The 24216-nt window shown below is 68.3% G+C and carries 19 protein-coding genes and 1 pseudogene; 11 read left to right on the top strand and 9 right to left on the bottom strand.

The features are described from left to right. The first annotated feature begins 362 nt into the window (after positions 1-362). Positions 363-1535 (top strand): hypothetical protein, encoded by a 1173-nt coding sequence (locus ACIBVN_RS39070; RefSeq protein ID WP_397145330.1) that lies wholly within the window; start codon positions 363-365, stop codon positions 1533-1535. Further along, on the top strand, positions 1511-5224 hold the full coding sequence (locus ACIBVN_RS39075) for a LamG-like jellyroll fold domain-containing protein (protein ID WP_397145331.1): 3714 nt from the start codon (positions 1511-1513) through the stop codon (positions 5222-5224). The genes ACIBVN_RS39070 and ACIBVN_RS39075 overlap by 25 nt, the downstream gene beginning before the upstream one ends. A gap of 762 nt (positions 5225-5986) precedes the next feature. Here ACIBVN_RS39075 and ACIBVN_RS39080 read toward each other — a convergent pair. Both ACIBVN_RS39080 and ACIBVN_RS39085 read right to left on the bottom strand, forming a co-directional pair. After that, positions 5987-6196 (bottom strand): DUF397 domain-containing protein, encoded by a 210-nt coding sequence (locus ACIBVN_RS39080; RefSeq protein WP_397145332.1) that lies wholly within the window; start codon positions 6194-6196, stop codon positions 5987-5989. 18 nt (positions 6197-6214) lie between these two features. Further along, positions 6215-7072, bottom strand: coding sequence for a helix-turn-helix domain-containing protein (locus ACIBVN_RS39085; RefSeq protein ID WP_397145333.1), 858 nt, complete (start codon positions 7070-7072; stop codon positions 6215-6217). A gap of 182 nt (positions 7073-7254) precedes the next feature. On the opposite strand from ACIBVN_RS39085, the gene ACIBVN_RS39090 reads away from it, so the two are divergent. Then, positions 7255-7794, top strand: a complete 540-nt coding sequence (locus tag ACIBVN_RS39090; RefSeq protein WP_397145334.1) for an ATP-binding protein — start codon at positions 7255-7257, stop codon at positions 7792-7794. A 660-nt stretch (positions 7795-8454) separates the two neighbouring features. Here the strand turns inward: ACIBVN_RS39090 and ACIBVN_RS39095 are convergent. Then, positions 8455-11280 (bottom strand): BTAD domain-containing putative transcriptional regulator, encoded by a 2826-nt coding sequence (locus ACIBVN_RS39095; RefSeq protein WP_397145335.1) that lies wholly within the window; start codon positions 11278-11280, stop codon positions 8455-8457. 799 nt (positions 11281-12079) lie between these two features. On the opposite strand from ACIBVN_RS39095, the gene ACIBVN_RS39100 reads away from it, so the two are divergent. The 4 genes from ACIBVN_RS39100 (at position 12080) to ACIBVN_RS39115 (ending at position 16591) form a co-directional block, all read left to right on the top strand. Further along, positions 12080-13363 carry a helix-turn-helix domain-containing protein gene (locus ACIBVN_RS39100; protein WP_397145336.1) on the top strand — a complete coding sequence of 428 codons (1284 nt, stop codon included), beginning with the start codon at positions 12080-12082 and terminating at the stop codon, positions 13361-13363. 44 nt (positions 13364-13407) lie between these two features. Further along, the gene (locus ACIBVN_RS39105) at positions 13408-13992 is read left to right on the top strand and encodes a copper resistance protein CopC (protein ID WP_397145337.1); all 585 of its coding nucleotides are present in this window, start codon (positions 13408-13410) and stop codon (positions 13990-13992) included. Next, positions 13989-15965, top strand: a complete 1977-nt coding sequence (locus ACIBVN_RS39110; RefSeq protein WP_397145338.1) for a cytochrome c oxidase assembly protein — start codon at positions 13989-13991, stop codon at positions 15963-15965. Before ACIBVN_RS39105 ends, ACIBVN_RS39110 begins: the two co-directional genes overlap by 4 nt. A 218-nt stretch (positions 15966-16183) precedes the next feature. Next, positions 16184-16591: a sensor histidine kinase gene (locus ACIBVN_RS39115; protein ID WP_397145339.1), complete on the top strand. Its 408-nt coding sequence runs from the start codon at positions 16184-16186 to the stop codon at positions 16589-16591. A 13-nt stretch (positions 16592-16604) separates the two neighbouring features. On the opposite strand, the gene map is transcribed toward ACIBVN_RS39115, so the two are convergent. Next, positions 16605-17453 carry a type I methionyl aminopeptidase gene (gene map, locus ACIBVN_RS39120; protein ID WP_397145340.1) on the bottom strand — a complete coding sequence of 283 codons (849 nt, stop codon included), beginning with the start codon at positions 17451-17453 and terminating at the stop codon, positions 16605-16607. 5 nt (positions 17454-17458) lie between these two features. Between map and ACIBVN_RS39125 the strand changes: the two genes are divergently transcribed. Continuing rightward, on the top strand, positions 17459-17659 hold the full coding sequence (locus tag ACIBVN_RS39125; RefSeq protein WP_397145341.1) for a hypothetical protein: 201 nt from the start codon (positions 17459-17461) through the stop codon (positions 17657-17659). Between the two features lie 187 nt (positions 17660-17846). Here ACIBVN_RS39125 and ACIBVN_RS39130 read toward each other — a convergent pair. Together ACIBVN_RS39130 and ACIBVN_RS39135 are read right to left on the bottom strand one after the other, a co-directional pair. After that, a pseudogene (locus ACIBVN_RS39130) lies at positions 17847-18296 on the bottom strand (cyclase family protein); the annotation flags it as partial. Then, complete coding sequence (locus tag ACIBVN_RS39135; protein WP_397145342.1) at positions 18293-18544, bottom strand: hypothetical protein; 252 nt, start codon at positions 18542-18544, stop codon at positions 18293-18295. The pseudogene ACIBVN_RS39130 and the gene ACIBVN_RS39135, both read right to left, overlap by 4 nt. A 73-nt stretch (positions 18545-18617) precedes the next feature. Here ACIBVN_RS39135 and ACIBVN_RS39140 point away from each other — a divergent pair, with 73 nt between their 5' ends. Further along, positions 18618-19625 carry a LysR family transcriptional regulator gene (locus ACIBVN_RS39140; protein WP_397145343.1) on the top strand — a complete coding sequence of 336 codons (1008 nt, stop codon included), beginning with the start codon at positions 18618-18620 and terminating at the stop codon, positions 19623-19625. Here ACIBVN_RS39140 and ACIBVN_RS39145 read toward each other — a convergent pair. After that, complete coding sequence (locus tag ACIBVN_RS39145; protein WP_397145344.1) at positions 19600-20178, bottom strand: hypothetical protein; 579 nt, start codon at positions 20176-20178, stop codon at positions 19600-19602. The genes ACIBVN_RS39140 and ACIBVN_RS39145 overlap by 26 nt on opposite strands. Positions 20179-20352: 174 nt before the next feature. Between ACIBVN_RS39145 and ACIBVN_RS39150 the strand changes: the two genes are divergently transcribed. Both ACIBVN_RS39150 and npdG read left to right on the top strand, forming a co-directional pair. Then, on the top strand, positions 20353-21495 hold the full coding sequence (locus ACIBVN_RS39150) for a lipase family protein (protein WP_397145345.1): 1143 nt from the start codon (positions 20353-20355) through the stop codon (positions 21493-21495). A gap of 208 nt (positions 21496-21703) precedes the next feature. Further along, positions 21704-22357, top strand: a complete 654-nt coding sequence (gene npdG, locus ACIBVN_RS39155; RefSeq protein ID WP_397145346.1) for an NADPH-dependent F420 reductase — start codon at positions 21704-21706, stop codon at positions 22355-22357. Positions 22358-22424: 67 nt separating this feature from the next. Here the strand turns inward: npdG and ACIBVN_RS39160 are convergent, their stop codons facing one another. Both ACIBVN_RS39160 and ACIBVN_RS39165 read right to left on the bottom strand, forming a co-directional pair. Then, on the bottom strand, positions 22425-23030 hold the full coding sequence (locus ACIBVN_RS39160) for a DNA-binding response regulator (RefSeq protein WP_397145347.1): 606 nt from the start codon (positions 23028-23030) through the stop codon (positions 22425-22427). Continuing rightward, positions 23027-24112, bottom strand: coding sequence for a sensor histidine kinase (locus ACIBVN_RS39165; RefSeq protein WP_397145348.1), 1086 nt, complete (start codon positions 24110-24112; stop codon positions 23027-23029). The genes ACIBVN_RS39160 and ACIBVN_RS39165 overlap by 4 nt, the downstream gene beginning before the upstream one ends. Positions 24113-24216: the final 104 nt, after the last annotated feature.

Raw genomic sequence — 24216 nt, forward strand, 5'->3', positions numbered from 1 at the left:
CGGAGGAAGGAAGGAATCAACACGTCAGCTAAACAGATCCCGCCTCACAACCGAACGCATCAATGCATCGGACGGCGGACCACACTGCACTTACTGCACGGCCGGCACGAGTACGACCAGGCCCTACAGCGCGAAGCCGATACGCCTGAGTCGAGTACGCGTGGCTCTGTGGTGCCGTAGACGGGGGCAGATCGCTCACCGATTTCGCTTTACGGCCATTCGTATGCGGATTACGGCCGTGCTTAACGATTTGGCCAAGGTAGAGGTTACTTGTCATTTCAACGCACAACGGATTGAGGGTGTTAGTGAACAAGTTAGTCAGCACGACGAGGCGGGGCTTCCCGTCTCGTCGACACCTCGCGATGGCGACGGTGCTCACGGTGGCAGCATCGCTGCTGGTAGCAGGTGTAGCAGACACCGCCCAGGCCGACCCGAAGCCAGCCGAGACCCCGGCCACTCCTACCGTAACCACCTTCCCGCGACCGGAAGACCCCGACGCGCCATTACGGGCAGCGAGCGAGGAAGCCAAAAAGCAGAACAAGCCGGTGCCGGTCGAAGCGGCGTTCACCGAGACGTCACGGGTCTGGGCGTATCCGGACGGGCATTTTGCGACCCAGTCCTATGGCGGTCCCGCTCAGATGAAGCAGGCCGACGGTTCATGGGCATGGCTGGACTCCACGCTCGTCGAGCAAGACGGAGTGCTCAAGCCCAAGCTGGCAAAAGCAAACGTGCAGTTCTCGCTCGGCGGCGACAAGCCGTTCGTGTCCATGGAACCCCGCAAGGGACAGAAGTTCGCCCTGTCCTGGCCCACCGAACTGCCGCGTCCCGAAATCAACGGCAACGTCGCCCGGTACGTCGATGCTGCGGGCAAGGGCGCGGACCTGGTAGTCACCGCTTTACCCACCGGATTCCAGCATGACGTGGTGCTTCGCGAACGGCCGACCGGGCCGGTGGAGTACCGCATTCCGGTGCAAGCACCGGGGCTCACGCTGCGTGAGACGAAATCCGGCATGCTCACCCTGTCGGCCGCCAAGGGCAAGAAGGTGGCCACCGCACCCGCCCCACGCATGTGGGACGCGGCGGCGGCCAAGGCCGATGCCCAGCAGCCGGGCCGCGAGGCCAAGGTCGCCACGGAGGTGAAGACGGAGAACGGCGGCACCGTGCTGGTGCTGAAGCCGGATTCCAAATGGCTGGCCGATCCGGCGACGCAGTACCCGGTGACGGTGGACCCCACCACCACACTCGGGGTGACGCAGGAGACAACGGTCAAGTCCCCTAACCGGGCGATGGGGCCCGGCTTCGTCTCCCGGTCCAACTACAAGAACTGCCCATCGGGCGGGACCTGCACCTACCCCAACGAGCAGGCGACCCGCGCACTGCTGGCCTTCGACACCGCCCCCATCACCGGACGCCACGTGGTCAAGGCCACCATGCAACTGTCCTTGAGCGGCAACGCCACCACGTGTGGCACCCTGCAGCGGTCACTGCGTACCGGATCACTGAACCGTGGGTGGCCGACGACACCTTCTGGTTGAACCAGCCGGCTGCCACCGCCGAGGGACGTTCCTCACTCGATCCCTGCGCCCAGGTCAGGACGGACGGGGCTATCTGGAGCTGGGACCTCACCGCGATAACCAGCGCCTGGGCCTCCGGCACCGCCAACCACGGCCTGCAGCTTCGCCTAGGTAACGAATTTCCGGTGCCCAAGGACTTCGGCGAGGACTATTCGTTCTGGGCCCAACTGTGGGGCGGAGCCCGGGTTCCCAAGCTGAGCGTGGACTGGGTGCTGCCACCGGAGATCCCCACGGTCACCGCCGAGTCCATCGACTCCATGACCGGCAACGACGCGATCGCGCGCAGCACCAACGTCAAGGTCACCTACAAGTCCAGCGTCCCGGAAGCCGCGAAACTGGACTACACCGTCACAGTCAACGACTCCACCATGGCACCCCCGGCCGCCCAACTCCCCACGGGTGAAGCAGCCCTGTGGAAGCTGGATGAGACCTCCGGCGCCAGCGCCGCCGACTCCTCCGGCAACGGCTTTCCCGCCACACTCACCGGCACCTACAGCCGCACCCCAGGCCAACTCGGACAGGCAGTCAAGCTGTCACCCGGCGGCCTTATCAGCACCGGCAAACCGGTCCTGACCACCAACCAAAGCTACACGGTGACCGCCTGGGTCCGGCTCGACTCCACCGCCGCCGACCAAGCCATCCTGTCACAGAAGGGCACCAACACGCCCGCCTTCAGCCTGGGCTACCTCACCTCGGAAGCGGCCGAACTGGATCAGCGCTGGACCCTCACCCTGATGGACGTCGACAGCGCCACCACCATCCGACCGGTCCCCATCCAACCCAAGACCCTGGCCAAACCCGGCCAATGGCAGCATCTCGCGGCGCAATACGACGCCAGCACCCACAAGATACGCCTGTACGTGGACGGGGTACTGGCCGCCGAACGCGACCACACCGTCACCTGGAACGCCGGCGGAGCCTTCGAGATCGGCCGCGGCAAGGTCTTCGCCGAGAACGCGACCTTCGACGGTGCCATCGACGACGTCCACGCCTACCAGCGTGTACTGACCGGCGATGAGATCCGCGCCCTGGTCGGCGTGCCCGGCACCACCACCCACAACAACATCCCCTCCGGCCAGACCCTGGACAAGGTATTCACCTTGGACAACCCGGCCAGCTTCAAATTCGTCGTCAAGGCATGCCGCACCGGCGTCACCCCGCCCTCCTGCAACGAGAGCCCGGCCTACCGGATCACCTCCGACGCGCCGGTGCTGCCGTCCGATACGCAGACCGGTATGGAAGACCCGACCCTGCCGATCCTGTCCGGCATGGTCAACCGTCCATCCGGTGGGCCGGTCCTTGCCAAGTTTTACCTGTATGACGACAAGGGCACTCCGGTTGGCGCAGCGCCACTGGGAACGGTCACCGTGAGCGGCGGCCAACGGGCGACATTGCAGGTTGCTGCCAACACCGTGCAGCCAGGTACGACGTACAAGTGGCAGATGGTGGCGTGTGCGAGCGCTAGCGACGGAACGGGCGAAGTGTGCACCCCCAAGACCGCCTCAATGTCCTTCACTACCCCAGGCACCCCACCAGAGCCCGGCTCCGACGAGGGGATCTTGACCCTGGCGCTCAGCAAGGACAGCTTCGTCATCAAGACGGCCAAGACCGACCCTGCTGCCTGCGACGGCGCGCCGTGCAAGGTAACCGACGACACGGTGATGCGGATCGGTGGCACCGGGGCCGACAAGATGGCTGCCGTGGTCGGGTTCAAGCTGAACGAGCTGCCGAACGGCTCTGCGGTGTCGGAAGCCGTACTCAAGCTCGGCACGGCGGTTTGTCCGGCAGGCACGTGCCCTGCGGATGCGGCGGTCACCGCTACTCCACTGAAGAGCCCTGTCACGAGCGAGTCGAAGGGGTCGGAGCTTCAAGCTGACGCAGATGCCTCCATCGGGCCGTTCACCTTGCCCCTCACGGGACCCCACGCCGACATCGCCGGTACTGAGTACCAGTGGCTGCTGCTCACCTCCAACAAGGATGAGGTCATCACCTTCGCCGACCCGGCAGCAACCGAGCAACCGTCCATCAATCTCACCTATGTGCCGGCCGGCCCTCCCAGTGAGGTGATCAATCTCAACGCATCCGGCGGTGACGCCAGCATCGTCACCAGCTGGGGCCTCCCCGCGAGTAACGGCAGCACCGCCATTCTCAGCGGCTATGACGTTGAGGTCGCCGACGGTGGAGGCAGCACGGTCAAGACACTTGAAGTGACGGATCCGTGGGCGTCCATCAGCGGTCTTGTGAACGACCAGACCTATACCGTGAAGGTCCGCGCCAAGACCTCGTTTGGCACCAGCGGCTGGCAGTCTGCGACCGCCACGACCAAGGCCGCGCCGCCTCCGCCTGACCCGTCCGAGCCCTGCATCCCGTTCCTCGACGGGCAGCAGCCGCCTACCGTGAAGGCCACCAGCGAATCGGGTGCGCAGGACTACCTCGACCGGATCAAGGACTACTTCCAGGCGCAGGACGCCGTCTTGGAAGGGCTAGCCGACACCATCTGGGACGCTCCAGGCGTCACCGCAAGCGCCCCCAGCACGGCGAAACTCTCACTTCTCAATACGCCGCTTGTCGAGCAGCGCGAAGCCATCGCGCAAGGAGGAACCACCCGAACAGGATCGACTGTCGAACTGTCCGACCCGGCGATCCAGACGATGCCAGACGGAAGCGTCCACGTTACGGTCAACGTCAAGCGCACCTGGACGGAGCAGGATTCCGCCGCGGGTGCGGGTGCGGGTGCAGGTGCAGGCGCTGGGATCGCCGCGACGAAGGAGGCGGGACAGGTCGAACCCAGCGAGTTCACGGTTTCGGTCTTCGCGTTCGACCGCTGCGGCAACATTACGATCATTGAGGTCCCGGTCGAGGTCAACGAGGACGATTCGGACCTGGTGCAGACCGACGGGGATGCCTACATCACGGCGAAGCTGGGCGGTATGAGCCTGTCGCCGCAGTCAGCGCAGGCTGACCCTTGCAGCCCCAGCGTCGCCCCGTGGACCTCACTCGGAGGGCCAGGAAAGGCCACTCTCCGGCCCGCCAAGGGGTTACTGTTCGAGGTGCTTCACAAGGCGATCTGGAGAAGGTGCAAGCCCCGGGACAACACCGCTTGGACAGTCCAGAAGATTGGCGCTGTTTCCACGCTGTACACCAGCCCCTGGTTCATCAACCCGAGCACCAAGGACCAGAACGGCCGCTGGAGGATCGACACCAAGACCCAGAAGCAGCACCGGAGCGTGATGCTCAACTCGACGGTTGACATCAAGTCTCAGCCGTGCTTTGTCGTGAAGTCCGCCAGCGCCGAGTACGGTTTCTCGGTCGGCGGCGGCTTCAGTAAGGACGGTGTCGAATATTCAGGATCGACTAGCGTAGCGGTTACCCAGGCGGGCGGAAAGGACTGCGGAAGCGAATTGCTCGCTCCAGGTTCAGTCCGTAAGAAGTACAGTCCTCCCTACAGCCGGGTGGGCCTTCGCACCGCCATATGGAACAGCCCGAACGCTGCTGACGCAGACTGCTGGCAGACATCGGGGAGCGTCTGCAGCATCACCAAGTACACCCAAAAGACCCAGGGGATCTTCCACTACGCGCGAAAGGACGGAGATTCGAGCAATAAGCTCACTGGCCCCCCTACATTCTGGAGTGACTACAAGGGCTGGTAGGAGAGAGAGCTGACACCCTCCTGACTCGGCTTACCGCTGCGAGATCGGGCTGCCCCTGCGGGAAATCCAAAGGAGCGGCACGGCCTCGCAGCGTCCCCGACAGGAAGAGAGTCAGCCGTTGGAGTACTCTGAGTAAGTGGGCCAGGCGCAGGACTTTCGGACGGATGACATGCATCGATGGATTCTGGTAGCCACGTTGATCCTGGCGGCCAGCGGCTGCTCAGCACCCAGTGGCTCGGAGGTGAAGCATGCGCAAGGTCGCCCAACAGTCTCACCCTCTCTATCCCTGAAAGAGCTGACGGCTAGAATCAAGGGCCGCCTTGTGTTTCAGCGCATCGGCCAAAGGACAACTCAATGGGAAGGAGAGTTCCAGGCGAAGGATTCATACACGATCGCTTTCGATTGCACCGGAGCATTCGGGAACGTGTCCATTAAAGTGGACTCCTCCCGTTTCGGGCACGAGTGCTCTAAGGGGCCTACGAAAACCAGATTCAGCCGTACGCCGGACGGAGAGATGGGGCCGCACCACGTGGAGGTGAACGCGCCCGCCGGAGCAAAATGGACGATGCAGGTCTTCGGCTAGCCATGTCCAGGCACGCTCGCCTGCGCGACACGACGCACCTGATCAGCGGAGTATCCTTGATGATCTTGCTAGCATTGCAGCCCGCTTAACCAAGAAGTCGTAGCACCCAAGGTGGGGACTGGTCGCCGACGTGCCCGACCGGTACACGGTCTTGCAGCAGCCGGGTGGGCACGAGGGAATCAGTCGAAAAAGTCGAACTCTCCAGCATGTACTCCGGCCAGGAAAGCCTGCCACTCGGCCTTGGTATAGATGATCATCCCGCCCTGAAGCTTGCTGTGTCGAACGGCTACACGGCCGGATCCATCATTGAGCGGGCCGGCCTCTACGCAGTTCCCGCCGCCGTCGGCACTGAAGCTACTGACGTGCCAGGCGATTTCGGGGCTCGTCATGGTCGAATGGCTCCATCCCTAGGTGTCAGAGAGGCTCTTCGCGACCGCCGCGATCAGCTCCAGCGAGTCCTTGGCGCTGAGCGAGTCGCGGCGAATACGGTCATATTTCAGCTTAAGCCTGTTAGCCGCCTCACCTTCAACGTAGATCGAGCCCGCCGGAGTCGGGACGTACGCAACGGCCGGATAAGGCTGGGGGAGCTGGAAGATGCGGAAGGCGCCGTCGGGGCTGGCATGTGCCCCGGCGGTGAGTGGGAGAACCCGGATCTCGACATGGGGTGTGGAGGCGTATTTTGTGAGCTGGCCCAGCTGACCATGCATGATCTCGGGCCCACCGATGGGGCGGCGTAGAACGTACTCGTCCAGGACCGCGGAGAAGCGGGGCCCGTCGTCGGCCAGGATTTGCTGCCTAGTGCGGCGGAACTCGATCCAGCGGCTGACCTGCTCGTCCGACGCGTCCGCGTCCTCCGCTCGGATGACGGCTTCCATGTAGTCCCGCGTCTGGAGAAGACCGGGGATCACGAACGCGTCGAAGGAACTGATCTTTTCGGCGCGGGCCTCCAGCCAGGCGTAGTCCACGATGCCGAGCGACACGTCGCCCGAGTAGTCATCCCACCAGCCGTTCTGCCATACGTCGCGACTCAGGCGGATCATGCCTTCACGCTCGTGTAGCGCCGTAACGCCGTACAGGTCGAGGAGGGCGATGACGTCAGGGGTGCGGGCAGGGTAGAGGCCGGCCTCGAAGCGGCTGACCGTGGAGCCGTCGCGCTGAAGGTATTCGCCGGCCTCCTTCAGTGTGAGGCCGGCGCTTTCGCGCAACTCTCGTAGGTGTTTGCCGAGCCATTGGGCTCGGAGCGTCACGCCACGCTTCCCGCTCATGCTCACCCTCTTGATCGGCTGTCTCGAAGGCTACACCTGCATGATGCACTTCGGAGAAGTTCAAGATTTCCCTGTGCAAGTTTGCATAGTGCATGTCAGTATCGGGGCGGCTGCGCAGCGTGACCTCGGACGTTGTTCGGATGGTGGCGAGTGGCGCCACCGACGTAAGGGAAGGTGGGGCGATGAACGGTATGGCTTGGCGCTGTGATTTCCCCGGCGAACGAGTGCAGTTGCCTACCGTGCGTCGGCTCGCCACCGCGCTGCTGGGAGACTGCCCCGTCCGCGACGATGCGATCTCGTGTGTGGTGGAGCTGGCCAGCAACGCGATCTTGCACACAAAGTCGGCAGGCGGTGTCTTCACGGTTGGGATCTGGTTGCTCGGGACCACCGCCCGGGTCGCGGTGAAGGACGCCGGGGGATCGAACGAGCCCGTCCTACACGAAGGTCATCAAGGACAGCTGTCTGAAGGCGGGCGAGGGCTCGCCATCGTGGCCGCACTCTGCATCCGGCTGGGTGTCGCGGGAGATGAGGGCGGGCGAGTTGTGTGGGCTGACCTGTCCTGTGGTAGTGACGGCGCTGGGGCCGATGCCGTTGGCCCGGTGTCGCGGGAGGAGGTTCCGCTGCTGGAGATGGCCTGCGTACGCTGCTGGGGCTTGAACAGCCAGCAGTCCCGAACGGTTTCTCCTGCGGTCCTCGCAGGAGGTGAAGTCCGTCGTGGGTGACTACAGCTGGCACGGTTTTCACGCAGCACCCCTCCGGGATGGACACGAGCGTCTCGCTTGGTGGCCGTCAACCCCTCGAACGCAGGGCGTACGGGTGCGCGGCCACACGTGTGAGTGCATGGCCGTGATCTACGAGCTCTGCCAGGCCGGTGGGCTCATGTTCATCCGGCGCGTCGTCCGCTCGGAGGCCGGCGACGAGACGCATGAAACCGCATGGCTCACATGCGCCCGTACGAAGCGGCTCTGGGGCCTTCTCCTGGAAGGGCTTGCCGGGTAGTTCTGACTGGTGGGTACGAGCGAGCCATGGCTTGGCGTCGTCGTACGCGTCGTACAGTACTCGCCCAGCTGTGCCGGGTCGCCCGGCAATAGAGGCGTCACGATCACCCAAGCTAGCGATCGGCCGAGGCCGCCCGCCTTCGACTATTGCGGCAACAGCACGTCGCTCCAGCTTGCGGTGACGCCGCTCGGCCCTAACACGCTTGATCTTCCTCTGCAACCCGGAGGACGTCGTACGCTTCACCCCCGAAGCGCCGTTCCCTTACATGGACTTGATCTAAGAAATCCAGATCATGCCAGGTCGGAGCGGCGCTTCTCACATCATCCTGTCCACGATGGGGGACCGGGCCGATTTCTTGCTGCCGCTCAGGGGCGCGGGGCTGCTCAGGTAGCCGCCCGCGCCTCGGCCACGGCCGCCCGCTCCTCCCTCAACCGCTGCTCCCAGCGGGAGTGGCCGAGCCCGCCACCGCAGGCGGCGGCCTCATCGACGTAAGACAGGGCCCGGTCGGGATCCTCCAGCATCCGGTACGCGCGCGAGAGCCCGATCAGGCAACGTACCTTCCCGATCCGGTGACCACTCGCTGAGATCAGCTCACGAGCCCGGAGAAGGTGTGGCAGAGCCTGCTTCGGGTCGTCCAAGTCGAGGTGGGCCTCCCCGAGCACGAGCCGGATTTGCCCCTCCTGGCTGGAGTCTCCCGCCTCCTCGGCGTTGGCCAGCGCCTCATGCAGCACCTCACGCGCCTTCTCCGGACGTCCCGCGCCCAGGTGGGAGTACCCCATGCACAGCAGCGCGTACCGGACTCCCACGCTCGCGCCGATGCTCCTGGCCAGCGCGAGCTGGAGTTCCGCCCAGGGCAGCGACTCGTCGTAGCGTTCCCCCGAGTTGTAAGCGCTGGCCAGGTTGCCCAGCGTACGGATCTCGCTGAAGGCATCGCCGAGCCGCTGGGCGAGCTCCAGTGCGGACCGCAGGTGAGTGACGGCCTCGTCCGCGCGTCCCGTCATACGCAGGGCGTTGGCGATGTTGTCGTGCGCGTGCAGGGCGCTGGCCTCGTCCCCGAGGCGCTCGCTGACCCGCAACGCCAGCATGTTCAGCTCCTTCATTTCCGTCATGTGGTACGCCCGCTCCTGGGGCCAGAGGAGGCCGAACGCGAGGTTGACGCCGAGCCGGGCAATCATGTCGTCGGGGGAGTGCAGGGCCTGTACGGCCGCGGCCGACAGGACGGCCTCTTCCTCACGCAGCCAAGCCTTCGCCTCCTCCGAAGTACGGACCTCGTGCGGTACGGCGTCGACTGGGGCGGCCAGTTGCATGCGGTGCGGGTCGCTGACGTGGCTGGCCAGGCGTGTCGAGGCGGCGTAGTACGACAGTGCGCGGATCAGCGGCTCGCGCCAGTCGCTGGGGCGCAGCTCACTGGCGAAAAGGCGGACGAGGTCGTGCAACTGGTAGCGGCCGGGGCTGACGCGATCGAGCAGGTAGGCGTCCACCAGCCGCTCCAGGGCCGCTTCCGCCTCACCCGGTGTGACGCCGAGCAGTGCGCCCGCCGCCTCCGCGGTCACCTCGGGCACGTGTAGGAGGCCCAGCAGCGACAGCGTGCGCGCGGCCAGCCGGTCCACGGGGCGCGAGCCGCGTTCGAGAGCGGTGTGGCTGGCGGTCAGGCTGGTGCGGACCGCCAGGTCGCCGGCCCCGAGTTCGTGCAGCCGGGTCCGCTCGTCGCTCAGCCGGGACGCCAGCGCGGACACGCTCCAGTCAGGGCGACCGGCCAGGCGCGCCCCGGCGATGCGCAGGGCGAGCGGGAGGCCGTCGCACAGGCGCACGAGTCTGGCGGTCTCGCCTGCGTCGGCTGCGATCCGGTCCCCGCCGACGAGCTTGGCCAGCATCGTGGCCGACTCCGCCTGGGACATTCTGGCGAGCTCCAGCTGGAAGGCGTCATCGCCCCAGCTCATGGTCTCCCGACTGGTCACGAGCAACGTGTTGCCGAGCGAGGCCGACAGCAGCGGTCGGATCTGCGCGAGATCGGCGGCGTCGTCCAGCAAGACCAGCACCCGCCGGTCGTGCAGGCGGCTGCGCCATGCAGCTGCCGCCTCATCCACGTCGGCGGGTACGTCGCTGGGCGGCACGCCGAGGGCGCGCAGGAACCGCCCGAGCACGTTGAGCGGGGTGATCGGAGATAGCTCGGGCGTGGCGCCCCGACAGTTGACGTAGAGCTGCCCGTCAGGGAAGCGGTCCTCAGCTAGGTGGGCGACGTGGGCGGCAAGCGCTGACTTGCCGACGCCCGGCGGTCCAGTAATGATCACCAAGGGGCTCGGCGAGGTCTCATCCCAGGGTGCAAGCCGCTCCTTCAGACGCAAGATCTCCGCGGACCTGCCCACGAACTCTGCCAGCGGGCGGGGCAATTGGTGGGGCGTCTGGCGCGGTGCCGGTGCGCTCGGGGCGGGTGCGGCATCGGCGTGTAGCACCATCTCGTAGCATCGGCGCAACCCCTCGCCGGGCGACAGTCCGAGCTCCTCGGCGAGCAGGAGCCTGCCTTCCTCATAGACCTGCAGCGCCTCCGCCGGCCGACCCGACCGGAACAGGGCGGTCATGAGGAGCTCGCGGACCCGCTCGCGCAGGGGGTTCTGGCGGGTGAGGTGCCGCAGTTCCTCGGTGATGTCCCGGTGGCGGCCCAGGTGGAGCAGGCTCTCAGCACGCAATTCCAGTGCGGCGAGCCGGAGTTGCTCCAGGCGATCGCGCTCGGTCTCCGCGAACGGACCGGACAGCCCGCTCAGCGCGGTGCCGCGCCACATCGCCAGGGCCTCGTCGAGGTGACGCACGGCCTGGCTGTCGTCGCCGGTACGCTGGGCTCGCCTGGCCTCCTCGATCCACTCGGCGACCAGCAGCGCGTCCACCTGGGTCGGTTCCACTCGCAAGACGTAGCCGGCCGGCGTTCCCGCTAACACCTGCGACTGCTCGCGCCGCCCGCGATTGGGCTCCAAGGCGCGGCGCAGGCCGGCGATGTACGTGTAAATGCTCTGCTCAGCATTGCGCGGGGCATCCTCGCCCCAGATGCCGGCGACCAGCTGGCCCATCGGGATGGGACGGGGTGCCGCCGCGGCCAGGATCGAGAGGGTGGCCCGCTGCCTGGCCGGTCCGAGGGCGATGGGTTCTTCGGAGTCTCGGCAGCGAAACGCGGCAGTCACCTCTCCGAGAAGGCGGATGAAAATCCCTTCTCTCACGCGATCTCCTCGACTTGCCCCTGAATTCGGTCAAGCAGGCAGCGTAGTAAGGATCGCCGTGGCATAAGGAGAGGTTTGTTGGCGGCACCGCCAAAGTCAAGATCAGTCAGTGTGCCGAGATGCCCGTCTGGTGAGCACAACCCAGTCCATAACTTCGAAACTCGTCCGGACAGCCCAGGGCCGGCCTCTTGCGGCAGATCAATGCGCCTATTTGGCCCCATAAGGCTCAGCAGAAATCAGGAATACCAGCCGTCACGTGGAGAGAAGGATCCGCTACTATTGGCTACTGTACCGGGGAATGTGCGCCGGTCCTTCGCGACTTGGCTGCTGTCGCCGCTGCTCGACTACGAGCGCAGGCACCGGCCGGAGCTGGCGCCTGCGCTCGGCATTTTCCTCGTCTGCGCCAGCTCGTGGAATGCCTGCGCCGAACACCTCCACGTGCACGTGAACACGGGTTCGCTACCGGGTTCGGTGAGAGGAAGAGTTCACCGGGAGGAGCCTGTCAAGCATGGCGGACCGGGTCGACTTTTTCCTTGCGCTCAGGGACGCGAGGCCGCCCAAGTAGGCTCCAGATCGCGATGTCGTCGTCTGTTGCTCGGCAACAGGTCAGCAACATGGGACGCCATCGGCCTGTATAGCTAGAGACGATTCGGCACTCGCGGTCGTAGCATTACCTCCAACGGCCACAACGGCCGTAATCACGGCAACAAGTACGGACAGGGCGGCACGGATGCGCATGGGGGTCTCTCCCTTGCCTACGTGTGGGGCTCGGACGTAATAATCTCAGGGAGCGGCAGCGGTGACCACATCTGACATGGTCGGACTCCGTATCAAGACAGTCAGGCGTCAACGAGGCCTGTCCCAGGCGCAGCTCGCACACCCGGAGCTGTCGGACAGCTACGTCTCTCTGATCGAGAGCGGCAAGCGCACCCCGACTCCGGCGGTGCTTGAGCTGCTGGCTCAGAAGCTCGACTGTTCCCTCTCCTATCTGGTCAACGGTGTCACGGCCGAGCAGATGGAGGACATCGAGCTGGCACTTGGCTACGCGCGGCTCGCCCTGGAGAACGGTGAGGTCTCCGAGGCTCGGACCCGCTTCGCTGAGCTACTGACGGACAACAACCTGACAGGTCTCACCAAGCTTCGTCAAGATACGGAATTCGGGTTGGCGTTGGCCACGGAGGCAGCCGGCGACCTCGACGAGGCGATCTCCATCCTCACCCGGCTGCGGAGCGAGGAGGCCACGGAGGAGCGCGCGATCGAGCTCGCCATCGCCCTCTGCCGGGTCTATCGCGACCGCGACAGGCTCACCGAGGCGGTCGAGGTCGGGGAGCAGATCCTGGGGGCGCACACCCGTCCGGTCTGGACGGATCTCCTCGTCGAGCTGGGCTCCACGCTCCTGTCGGCGTACCTCTACCGCGGCGACTTGCTCCGCGCCACCCAGTTCGCTGCCGAGCTGCTCAACGCCGCCGACCTGCTGGGCACACCCCGATCGATCGTCGCCGCCTGCTGGAACGCCTCGCTCGTGGCGCAGAGCACCGGGCACGGTGAGGAGGCGCTCAGTTTCGCCGAGCGCGCACTGGCGGTCCAGTCGGAGAACGGCCTCCCGCGCAATCTCGCTCGCATGCGATCCTTCTTCGGCTCGCTGCTGATGAGGGTGCGCCCCGATCAGGCGAAGGTTGCCCGCGACATCCTGGCGCGGGCCGCGGGGGAGCTGACGCAGACCTCGGCGAGCGCGGTCGACCTGGGCCGAACCAAGACCGAGCTGGCCAGGGCCGACTTCATCCTCGGCTCGGCCGCCGATGCCCTCGGCCACATCCAGGCCGGGCAGGCTGTGCTGCCGGGCAACGCCCGCGCCCTCGGCGCGGAGGCCGATCTGCTGCTCAGCCGGACCCACGGGGCCTTGGGGAACCTGGCGGAGGCCGAGGCCCACGCGCATGCCGTACGCGACTGGCTCGCGCCGCTGCCCGACTCGCGGAAGGTGGCCAGCACCTGGTACGCCGCGGCCGAGAGCATGGAGATGCTGGGGGACACTGACGGGGCTGTAGAGGCCTACCAGCGGGCGCTGGCCTGCGCGGGGCTGTAGCGGGGTCCGGACCGGGCGGTGGCGTCGGTAGCCTTGAGGATGTCATGAAGAGATCCCCGCTCGCGGCACTCGCCACTGTCGCCGCCGCCCTGTTCGTGCTCGTCACCGCCGCGCCCGCGCTCGCGCACGACGCGCTCAAGAGCAGCTCGCCGGCCAAGGGCGCCAAGGTCAAGGCCCTCGAGGAGGTGCGCCTCGAGTTCACCGCCGGCGTGCGCCTGCCGTACGTGATCGTGCGCGGCCCCGGCGACGCCGAGCATCAGCGCGGCAAGCCGGAGGTCGACGGCAAGGTGGTGACGCAGGCGGTCGAGGGGCCGCTGCCCGACGGGAAATACACGATCGCCTATCGGGTCGTGTCGTCCGACGGGCATCCCATCGAGGGCGAGATCCCCTTCAAGGTGGAGGGGGCGGAGACGCCGTCTGCCAGCCCTTCCGCCTCCGAGAGCGCGGCGTCGGCGAGTTCCGCCCCGCCCACCCAGGCCCAGGCCCCGGCCAGTGAGGCGGGGCCGGCCACTGACCAGGCGTCGGCCGCGCAAGAGGTGACGTTCCCGGTCTGGCTGATCATCGTGATCGGCGCGCTCGTCGGCATCGGCATCGGCTTCCTGCTCAGCGCGCGGAGAAAGAAGCCATGAGCAAGGCGGCGCGGCTCGCGCTCGCCGGGGCGGCTGCCGCGGTCGTCGCGCTGGTGCTCGGCATGATCGCCGGCGGACGGGCGTTCCCGAGGATCATCCCGGGGCTGCCCGACTCCGGAGCCGTCGTCCGGTGGGGGCTGCCGCTGTCGAAGCTGGCCATGGACGTGTCGGGCGTGGCCACCGTCGGCCTGCTGCTGATGGCCGCCGTGCTGCTGCCCAACGACAAGGGCGTGCTCGGCAGGAGCGGCGTCGAATACGTCAAGGCCGCCTCGTGGGCGGCGCTGGCCTGGGCCGGGTCGGCCTTCGCCGCCATCCTGTTCGGCACCGCCGAGTCCATCGGCAGGACCGTGCCGGAGATCCTCGACGGAGCCTTTCTCACCAGCTACGCCACCCAGACCACGCAGGGCGTGGCGCTCACGCTGGTGGTGCTGTTCGGGGTGGCGATCGCGCTGTTCTCGCGCGGCGCCATCACCGCCGGGGCGGCGGCGGGGCTGCTGGTGTTCGCGCTGGTGACGCTGTTGCCCGCGCCGCTGACCGGCCACACCTCGTCCTCGCCCAACCACGACCTGGCCACGTCGGCGGTGTCGCTGCACCTGCTCGCGCTCGCGCTGTGGGTGGGCGGGCTGGCCGTGCTGGCCCTGCACGCTTTGCGCAAGCAGCCGCAGCTCGAGGTGGCCGCCGCCCGGTTCTCCGAGATGGCCCTCTGGTGCTACGCCGGGGTCGGCATCTCCGGGGTGTTCAGCCTGGTCGCCCGGCTGGGCGCGCTGTCCGACCTGTGGACCACCCCGTACGGCATACTCGCCGTGGTCAAGATCGTGGCGTTCGTGCTGCTCGGTTACGTGGGCTACTGGCACAGGCAGCGCACGGTGGCCGACCTGCGCAAGGGCAAGCCCCGCGCGTTCACCCGGCTGGCCGCCGGCGAGCTGCTGCTCATGCTCGCCACCGTCGGCGTGGCCGTGGCGCTGTCGCGCACGCAGCCGCCCGAGTTCAGCGTGCCCGCCGACCGGGCTTACGAGCTGCTCGGCTTCCCCCTTCCCGCCGAGATCACGCTCGGCAACGTGTTCTCCCTGTGGTGGTTCGACCTGTTCTTCGCCGCGGTCGCCGCCGTGCTCGGCGGGCTCTACGGGCTCGGCGTGTCCAGGCTGCTGCGGCGCGGCGACAAGTGGCCATGGGGCCGTACGGCCTCCTGGTACATCGGGGTGGCGCTGCTCGTCTTCGCCACGCAGAGCGGTCTGGCCCGCTACGCCAAGGTCATGTTCGACATGCACATGATCGAGCACATGACGCTCTCCATGGTCGTGCCGATCTTCCTCGTCCTCGGCGGGCCCGTCACGCTGGCCCTGCGCGCGCTCAAGCCCGCCACCCGCAAGGGCGACCGGGGGCCGCGGGAGTGGATCACGACGATCCTGCACAGCCGGTTCACCAAGGTCATCACGCATCCCGGCGTCGCCACGTTCATCTTCGTGGCCTCGACGTACGCGCTGTACTTCACGCCGCTCTTCGAGTCGGCCATGCAGGAGCATCTCGGGCATATCTGGATGACCCTTCACTTCCTGCTCAGCGGGTGCCTGTTCTTCTGGGTCATCGTCGGGGTCGATCCCGGGCCCAACCGGCTCCCGTACGTTGGGCGGCTGCTGATGCTCTTCGTCACCATGCCGTTCCACGCGTTCTTCGGGATCGCGTTGATGATGACGGGCACGGTGATCGCCTCCGACTGGTACGAGCAGCTCGGCCGCACGTGGGGCGAGACGCTGATCCAGACGCAGCGCGACGGCGGGGCCATCGCCTGGGGGTTCGGCGAGATCCCGACGCTGATCGTGCTGCTGGCCATCGCCACGCAGTGGTACAGGGACGACGAGAGGCAGGCGCGGCGCGCCGACAGGCGGGCCGACCGCTCGGGTGCGGGGGATCCCGACCTCGACTCCTACAACGCCTACCTCGCCCGCCTCAACCGCGCCGACAAGGGCGAGTAGCCGTTCTTCCGCGGCCTCAGGCTCGCGTAGCGGTTCGGCCATGGCCTTCTATCTTCCGACTACACGTCTCTGGACCGGCCGGTAGCCTGTCTCGCAGGGGAGACGGGCATAACCGCATCAGTCAGCGTGCGTAGGCCTTGAGGGGGGATGCGCACCGCCAGGTGGGAGCGCCGGAGTGGGGACCGGCGCGAGCCCGGCGTGCCGAGGAAGGCGAAACCATGTCGGAAGAGACACGGATGCGCGGGGGGCAGAGACTGGCAGAGGCGCTCGAGAGCTACCTGGCCGAGTGGGCCGAGCGCACGGGGATCGTCGTGGAGACCTGGGCGTTACCCGCCACCGATGTGCCGTCGCAGGTCTCTCGTGGCGTCATGGCCGCCCTCGACGATGCCCTGTCCAACGTCGAGCTGCACAGCCGGGCCCGGATAGTGTCCATCGCCGTGACGGTCGGCAGGAGCGCGCTGCGCATGACGGTCAGCGACAACGGCCAGGGCTTTCCCCTCACGGGGGCGGGGAGCGGGATCGCGAGGATGCGGGCGGCGTTCGCGGACCTGGGCGGAAGCCTGTCGGTCAACAGCGTGCCGGGTGAGGGCACGACGGTGACAGGGGTGGTGCCCAGGCGCCGGTGACGCGCCGCCGCGCTCAGGGGAGCGTGAGGATCTCGCTGCCGGTCTCGGTCACCACGATCGTGTGCTCGAACTGGGCCGTGCGCTTGCGGTCCTTCGTCACCGCCGTCCACTTGTCGGGCCAGATGTCGTACTCGATCGTCCCCAGCGTGAGCATCGGCTCGATCGTGAACGTCATCCCCGGCACCAGCTCGACCCGCAGCGACGGGTCGTCGTAATGGGGCACCATCAGCCCGGAGTGGAAGCTGGTGCCGATCCCGTGACCGGTGAAGTCCCGCACGACGCCGTAGCCGAAGCGCTTGGCGTACGCCTCGATGACCCGCCCGACCACGTTGAGCTGCCGCCCCGGCGCGACCGCCTTGATGGCGCGCGTCATAGCCTCGCGCGTGCGCTCCACCAGCAGCCGCGACTCCTCGTCCACCTCGCCCACGAGGTAGGTGGCGTCGGTGTCGCCGTGGACGCCGCCGATGTAGGCGGTGATGTCGACGTTGACGATGTCGCCGTCCCGGAGCACGGTGTCGTCGGGGATGCCGTGGCAGATCACCTCGTTGATCGACGTGCACAGCGACTTGGGATAGCCCTTGTAACCGAGCGTGCTCGGGTAGGCGCCGTGGTCGATGAGGAACTCGTGGCCGATCCGGTCGAGCTCGTCGGTCGTCACGCCCGGCTGGATGTGCTTGGCGACCTCTTCGAGCGCCTGGGCGGCGATCCGGCCGGCCACCCGCATGCGCTCGATGATCTCAGGGCTCTTCACGTCGGACTCGCCGGTCCTGGGGCGCTGCTTACCGACGTACTCCGGCCGCTCGATGTGGGCGGGAACCTTTCGCATGGGCGAAACTCGCCCGGGCTGGAGCAGTGTCGTCATGAAACATGAGTCTACGGGGCAGAATTGACCTCGTGAGCGAAGGCCAGTGGTGGTTCTGTCTCAAGCACATGCGGGTCGAGCCCGAGCAGGGCTGCCCCAACAAGGACCGGATGGGTCCCTACGAGTCCGAGCAGGAGGCGGCCGGGGCGCTGCAGCGCGCCGCCGACCGCAACAAGGCCTGGGACGAGGCCGAGGAAGAAGACTAGGCGACGACCGCGTACGCCCTGGAAACGTCCCCATGCCCGCGACCATCGGGGGCGCGGCATGGAAACGGAAGCCCTCCGCGGGCAGCCCGGCCAGGCCCGTCAGGTGCTCCACCAGCGGGATCCCCGCCTTCAGCAGGATCGAGTGGGCGGGGCGCTCGCCGCGCGGCGGGGTGTCGTCGATGTTCAGCGAGTCGATCCCCACCAGCGCCGCCCCCTGGTCGGCCAGCCACTGCGCCGACTCGGGCGCGAGGTAGGGGTGGCCGTGCAGGTACGCGTCGGTGCCGAAGTGGCGGTCCCAGCCGGTGTGGATCAGCACGGCCCGCCCGCGTACGTCCAGGCTCTTGTCGATCACCACCTCCCGGTCCTGGCCGGCACGGACGAGCAGGCCGGGGAGGTCTGCCAGCTTGCTCAGCGGCACCTGTGACAGGTCGGGACCGTCGGCATAGCGGTGGTACGGGGTGTCCACGTAGGTCCCGGTGTTGGCGGCCAGCGTGATCATGCCGATGTGGAACTCCGTGCCCGGTGCGTACACCTCGCGCGAGTCCTCCCAGCTCAGGTGCACCCCCAGCTTCGGGCCGGGGATGCCGGGATAGGTGACCATCCCGTCGACGATGCGGTGGCTGAGTTCGACGATCATTTGGAGACTCCAAGTCGCGTGAGTTTGCCGAGGGCCACGGCGCCGATGCCCGCCCAGATGAGGTTGAGTCCGGCCGACGGCCAGGCGGCGTTGTAAGCACTGTTGATCATCAGGCCGACCGAGCCGGCGAGGTTGACGATCTGGTAGGTCACGCCGTCCCCCGCCAGCCGGGACGACGTGACCAGGGCGTACCCGGCCAGCAGCAGCGCGGCGCCGGCCCAGCCGACGGCGGTGAGGACGAACTCCATGGCGGCCATTGTCCGGATTAATCGTCCTGAAGCACAAATAAAGAAACCTAAAGGTGCGCGTAAGCTGACCTGCATGGATATTGATCCACGGCGGCTGCGTATCCTCCACGAGGTCGCCCGTCGCGGCGGCGTGATGCGGGCCGCCGAGGCGCTCTACCTCACCCCCTCCGCCGTCTCCCAGCAGCTCGCGCAGCTCGAACGCGAGGTCGGGCTGGCCCTCATCGACCGCTCCCAGCGCAGCGTCTCGCTCACCCCGGCCGGGCGGGTGCTCGCCGGTTACGCCGAGCGCGTGGAGGAGGAGCTGCTGGAGGCCAAGCGGGAGCTCACCCGCTTCACCGAACGCCTGGCCGGGCCCGTGCGCATCGCCGCCTTCCCCACGGTCATCACACATGTGCTGGTGCCCGCCATGCGTGCCCTGGCCGCCCGCCACCCCAAGATCACTCCGATCATCCACGAGATCTACGGCCAGCCCGCGCTGCAGGAGCTGCGGATGGGAGCCGTGGACGTGCTCATCACCGAGCAGGACATGAGCCTGCCCGCGCTGTCACAGCCGTCGCTGCGCACCCGGCTGCTCTACGTGGACGAGTACCGCATCGTGCTGCCGCCCGACTGGCCCGACCCGCTCACGGTCGCCGACCTGATGGAGAAGCCGTGGGTGGCCAGCGAGCCGAACCAGGCGTGCGGTCAGGCGCTGGAACGGCTGGCGGGGCTGCACGGGCTGGAGCCGCGCAAGGTGCACGTCATCACGGAGTTCGGGCCCACGCTCGCGCTGGTGGCGGCCGGGCACGGGGTGGCGATCGTGCCCGCGCTGGCCCTGCTGGACGTGCCCGAGGGCGAGGTGCGGGTGAGCGAGATCCGCGACGTGGGGGCGCGCAGGCTGGACGCCGTCACGCGGGTGAGCCGTACCAGGTCGGGGGAGCCCGACCCCGTGCAGGCCGTGGTGATCGGCGCGATCGAGGACGCCACGGCGGCGCTGGGCACGTCGCTGAGCGGACGCCTGGCAGCTCAACCGGCTGAGGACCACCTGGACGATCCGCCGGCCGGGGGCCGCCTGGCTAGTCCGCCAGCTGGGGACCGCTGACCTTCTCGAGCAGGCGGGCCAGCCGCTCGCGCAGACCGGGGCGGCGCTCCGGCTCGCCGGCCGCCGCGCTCACCAGATGCTGCGCCCCGTCGAACGTCACCAGCCCGTCGTGCGGCACCTGGATGGCGTCGTGAGCCAGCCCGGCCAGCTCGCGGTCGCCGCCCTCGATGGCCAGGATGGTCGCCCCGGTGCGCCGCGCGTCGTTCACGCGCTCGAGCAGCGGGACCGGCGCCTGCTGCTCGGACAGCACGAACAGCGTCTCGCCCCTGGCCGCCTGCTCCAGGCGTTCGAGGCCGACACGCAGGTGGGCGGGCGCGTCGAGGGGCGGCGCCCAGCGCACCAGCGTGGGCGTGAGCTGCGACAACCCCGAGAACCTGGCCTCGTCGGCGAGGTGCGCGGTCAGGTGCCAGGGCTCCTCGTCGGGCGTGCCGACCAGGAGCAGGCCGCCGGGCGAGCGGGTGGCGCGCAGGGCGACGCCCAGCTCGCGGGCGCGTTCGAGCCAGCCGGTCTCGGCGAGGAGCTCGCGTAGCAGGGCCACCGATCCTGAGTCCATGTCAACCATGGTGCACGACCAGGCACGCGCGGGGTGGCTGATTCGCGAGTGATGTGTTGACACAACGTCTGTTTCCGCGTCATTTCAGGCCTTGACACGGGGTTACTCCCGGGTAACGATCGGCTCGCGGCGCCGCCGTCCCAAGTATGTGGTCCTCACGGAGAGGGGCGGCACATGACCTTACGTGTCCGCGTCAGCATGTCCATGATCCTGTTATTGATCATGTCCCTCACCACGACCCCGGCCCGCGCCGCGGCTCCGGGGGACGTGGTCTCCGCCCAGCCCACCACCGTCTACCTGCTGCCGGGCAAGCTGCTGGAGGTCCCGGTCAACGCCTGGCACCTCCGCTACAACTCCACCTCCGCCACCGGCTCGCTCAACACCGTGTCGGGAACGCTGCTCGTGCCCAAGAGCAGCTATCCGCTCGGCGCGCGCCCCATCATCGGGTACGCGGTGGGCACCCACGGGCTCGGCGACCAGTGCGCCCCCTCGGTCAGCATGAGCCAGGGCAAGGAGGCCGAGCTCGCGCTGGTGAGCCTGTTCCTGCTCAAGGGGTTCGCGGTGGCCATGACCGACTACGAGGGGCTCGGCACGCCCGGGCCGCACACGTACATGGCCGGGATCTCGCAGGGGCACGCCGTGCTCGACTCGATCAGGGCCGCCACCCGCGTGTCCGGGGCCGGGCTGTCGAGCAAGGCGCCGGTCGCCGTCATGGGCTACTCCCAGGGCGGCTCGTCGGCCGGGTGGGCGGCGCAACTGCAGCCGTCGTACGCGCCCGAGCTGCGGCTCAAGGGTGTCGCGGCCGGTGGCGTGCCCGCTGACCTGCACGCGGTCGCGGACCACCTGGACGGCGGGCCGAACTTCGGGCTGGGGGCGGCGGCCGGGGTCGGGCTCGACGCGGCCTATCCCGAGCTGGACCTCGAAGCCGACCTCAACGACCGGGGCCGCGCCCTGCTCGCCGACGCCGCCGACGACTGCGTGGGCGACCTCGGCAAGCTGGCCGGGCTGCGCTTCTCCGACCTGAGCCCGGTCGATCTGCTCAACCAGCCGAAGTGGCTGGCCCGGCTCGGGCAGAACCGCCTGGGCGCCACGGCTCCACGGGTGCCCATGTTCCTGTATCACGCGCAGGGCGACGAGATCATCCCGCTCGCCGTCGGGTCCACGCTGCGCTCCGAGTACTGCCGGGCCGGCGTGAACGTGCGGTGGGCCGCGCTGCCCGCGCCCGACCATGTCACGGGGGCCGTCGAAGGAGGGCCGCTGGCCATCGAATGGCTGGCCCTGCGGATCCTCGGGCTGCCTGCCATCGGCAACTGCTGACTGATTCCGCGGCCGGGCTCGACGATCCGAGCCCGGCCGCCCCGTGCCGGGTTCATCCTGTCCCACGCCGTGTCTCATCCGTCCTCCGCTTCGACGGTGTGCTCCCGCCCAGCGCGCGGAAGCGGAGCAGTGAGAAAAGCGGCGTGGTGAGCCGGGCGTGGGGGTGGCCGAGTCGGGTGCCGTTCAGCGGGGTGGCATGATCTGGCCTATGACAGATGTGAGCGGACTTTCCATCGGCATCCTTGGCGGCACCGGCGACCAGGGGAAGGGGCTGGCGCGGCGGTTCGCGCTGGCGGGGCATCAGGTGCTGATCGGGTCGCGCAGCGCGCAGCGCGCCCAGGACGCGGCCGCCGACATCGGGGCGGGCGCGACCGGCGCCGAGAACGCCGCCGTCGCCGCCCAGGCCGACATCGTGATCGTGGCGGTGCCGTACGAGGGGCACAAGGCGTTGCTGGAGTCCCTGCGCGCCGAGCTGGCCGGGAAGATCGTGGTCGACTGCGTCAACCCGCTCCGGTTCGACAAGCAGGGCGCCTACGCGCTGCCGGTGGAGGAGGGGAGCGCGGCGCAGCAGGCGGCCGCGGTGCTGGCCGAGAGCCGGGTGGTGGCGGCCTTCCACCACGTGTCGGCGGTCCTGCTGATGGATCCGGCGGTGGAGAAGGTGGACCTCGACGTCCTGGTGCTCGGCGACGACCGCGAGGCCACCGACACGGTGCAGGCGCTGGCCGAGGTCATCCCGGGGGTGCGCGGCGTCTACGGGGGGCGGTTGCGCAACTCTCACCAGATCGAGGCGCTCACCGCCAACATCATTTCCGTGAACCGCCGCTACAAGGCGCACGCCGGGCTGCGCATCACCGACATCTGACCGGCGTCGGCGCGGCGGCGGGCAGCGCGTCACCGTGGCGCCATGCCGCACGGCCGGCGGGCGGGTGTCATAACCAGCCCGCGTCCTCGGCGATGCGGATGGCGTCGATCTTGTTGCGGGCTCCCGTCTTCGCGATCGCCCCGGTCAGGTAGTTGCGTACGGTGCCGGGGGACAGGTGGAGGCGGGAGGCGATCTCCTCGGCCGAGGCGCCCCTGGCGGCCTCCTTGAGCACCGTGGACTCGCGCGGCGTCAGGGGGCTTTCGCCGTACTGCATGGCCGAGGACACCAGCTCGGCGTCCAGCACGCGCAGTCCGGACGCGGTGCGCCTGATCGCGTCCGCCAGGCGGTCGCCGGGGGCGTCCTTGACCAGGAACGCCTCGATGCCCGCGGCCAGCGCCCTGCGTACGTGGCCCGGCTGGCCCATGGCCGTGAGCACCAGGACGCGGCACGACGGAAGGCGCTCCAGGAGCGTGGCGGCCGCCGTGATGCCGTCGAGCACCGGCAGGTCGATGTCCACGACGGCGACGTCGGGCCGGACCCGGAGGGCCTCGGGCACGATCTCGTCGCCCCTGATCACCTCCGCGACCACCTCGATGTCCGGCTCCAGGCGGAGCAGGGCGGTGAGCGCGGCGCGGATCATGTGCATGTCCTCGGCCATCAGCACCCTGATCACGCCGCGACCTCCATGGCCAGGAGGAAGCCGCCGGCTCCGGTCGGGGCGGCGGTGCAGGAGCCGCCTGCCTGGGCCGCCCGCTCCTGTAGTCCCGTGAGGCCGCCTCCGGCGGGGCCAGGAGAGCCGGGGACGCCGTCGTTGGCCACCTCGAGCCGGAGCCTGCCGCCGTTCACGGACGTGGTGATCGTGCAGGTCATGGCCCTGCTGTGGCGCAGCACGTTGGTGACCGCCTCGCGTACGGCCCAGGCCAGCGCCTCCTCCGAGCGGCTCGGCACCGCCACGTCCGCCAGGTGCGCCTGGGCGCCTATGCCCGACGACTCCAGCAGCGCCACCGCCCGGTCCACCTCGCCCGCCAGCGACATCGCGCGGTAGCCCCTGGCCACCTGGCGTACGTCCTGGGCCGCCTCCCTGGCGACCTGCACCAGCTCGCCCACCTCCGTACGGGCGGCGGCCGGGTCGCGCTCCACGAGCCGGGAGGCCAGGTCGCCCTTGAGCGCGATCGCGGTGAGGCTGCGTCCGAGGCCGTCGTGCAGGTCGCGGGAGATGCGCAGGCGCTCCTTGAGCACCGCGGCGTCCGCCAGCTCGGCCCTGGCCTGCTCCAGGTCCGCCGTCACGCGCGCGAACCGGACGAGCGCGTAGATCATTGCACCCGTGGTGGGCACGGTGACCACGTAGAAGAGGGTGACCACCAAGAGGTCCGCGTTCACCCACATCGCGGCGCCCTCGTACAGCATCATCAGCACCACCAGCGCGCCGCCCCAGCCCAGCGGCAGCAGCACCAGCAGCGAGCCGGCCAGCATGGGCGCGGCCACCGCCGACATGCCGCCGGGCAGCAGGACGTCAGGCAGGTACGTGGCGACCGCCTGGAGCACGAGTGTGAGCGGGAAGGCGGGCGGGCGCTCGCCGCGCAGGCCGGCCCGCATGTTCAGGTAGTGCGTGGAGATCACGGCGGCTATCGCGAGGCCGGCCGTCGTGCCGAAGACCGGGCCCTGCAGGAAGTACAGCAGCGCGATCACCGTGTAGGCGACCGAGACGGCGGCGATGAGGCCGCTCGCGAGCCGCCTCGCCGATTGGGAGATCACGCCGACGATTATGTCGGAGCCGTTATGGTGAGCCGCGTCCAGCGGCTCGCCACAGGTATCGGGTTGTGCACCTATGGTGAGTCGCGTCCAGCGGCTCGCCACAG

The organism is Nonomuraea sp. NPDC049400 (assembly GCF_044466425.1).
In the GTDB taxonomy this organism is placed as follows: Bacteria; Actinomycetota; Actinomycetes; order Streptosporangiales; family Streptosporangiaceae; genus Nonomuraea.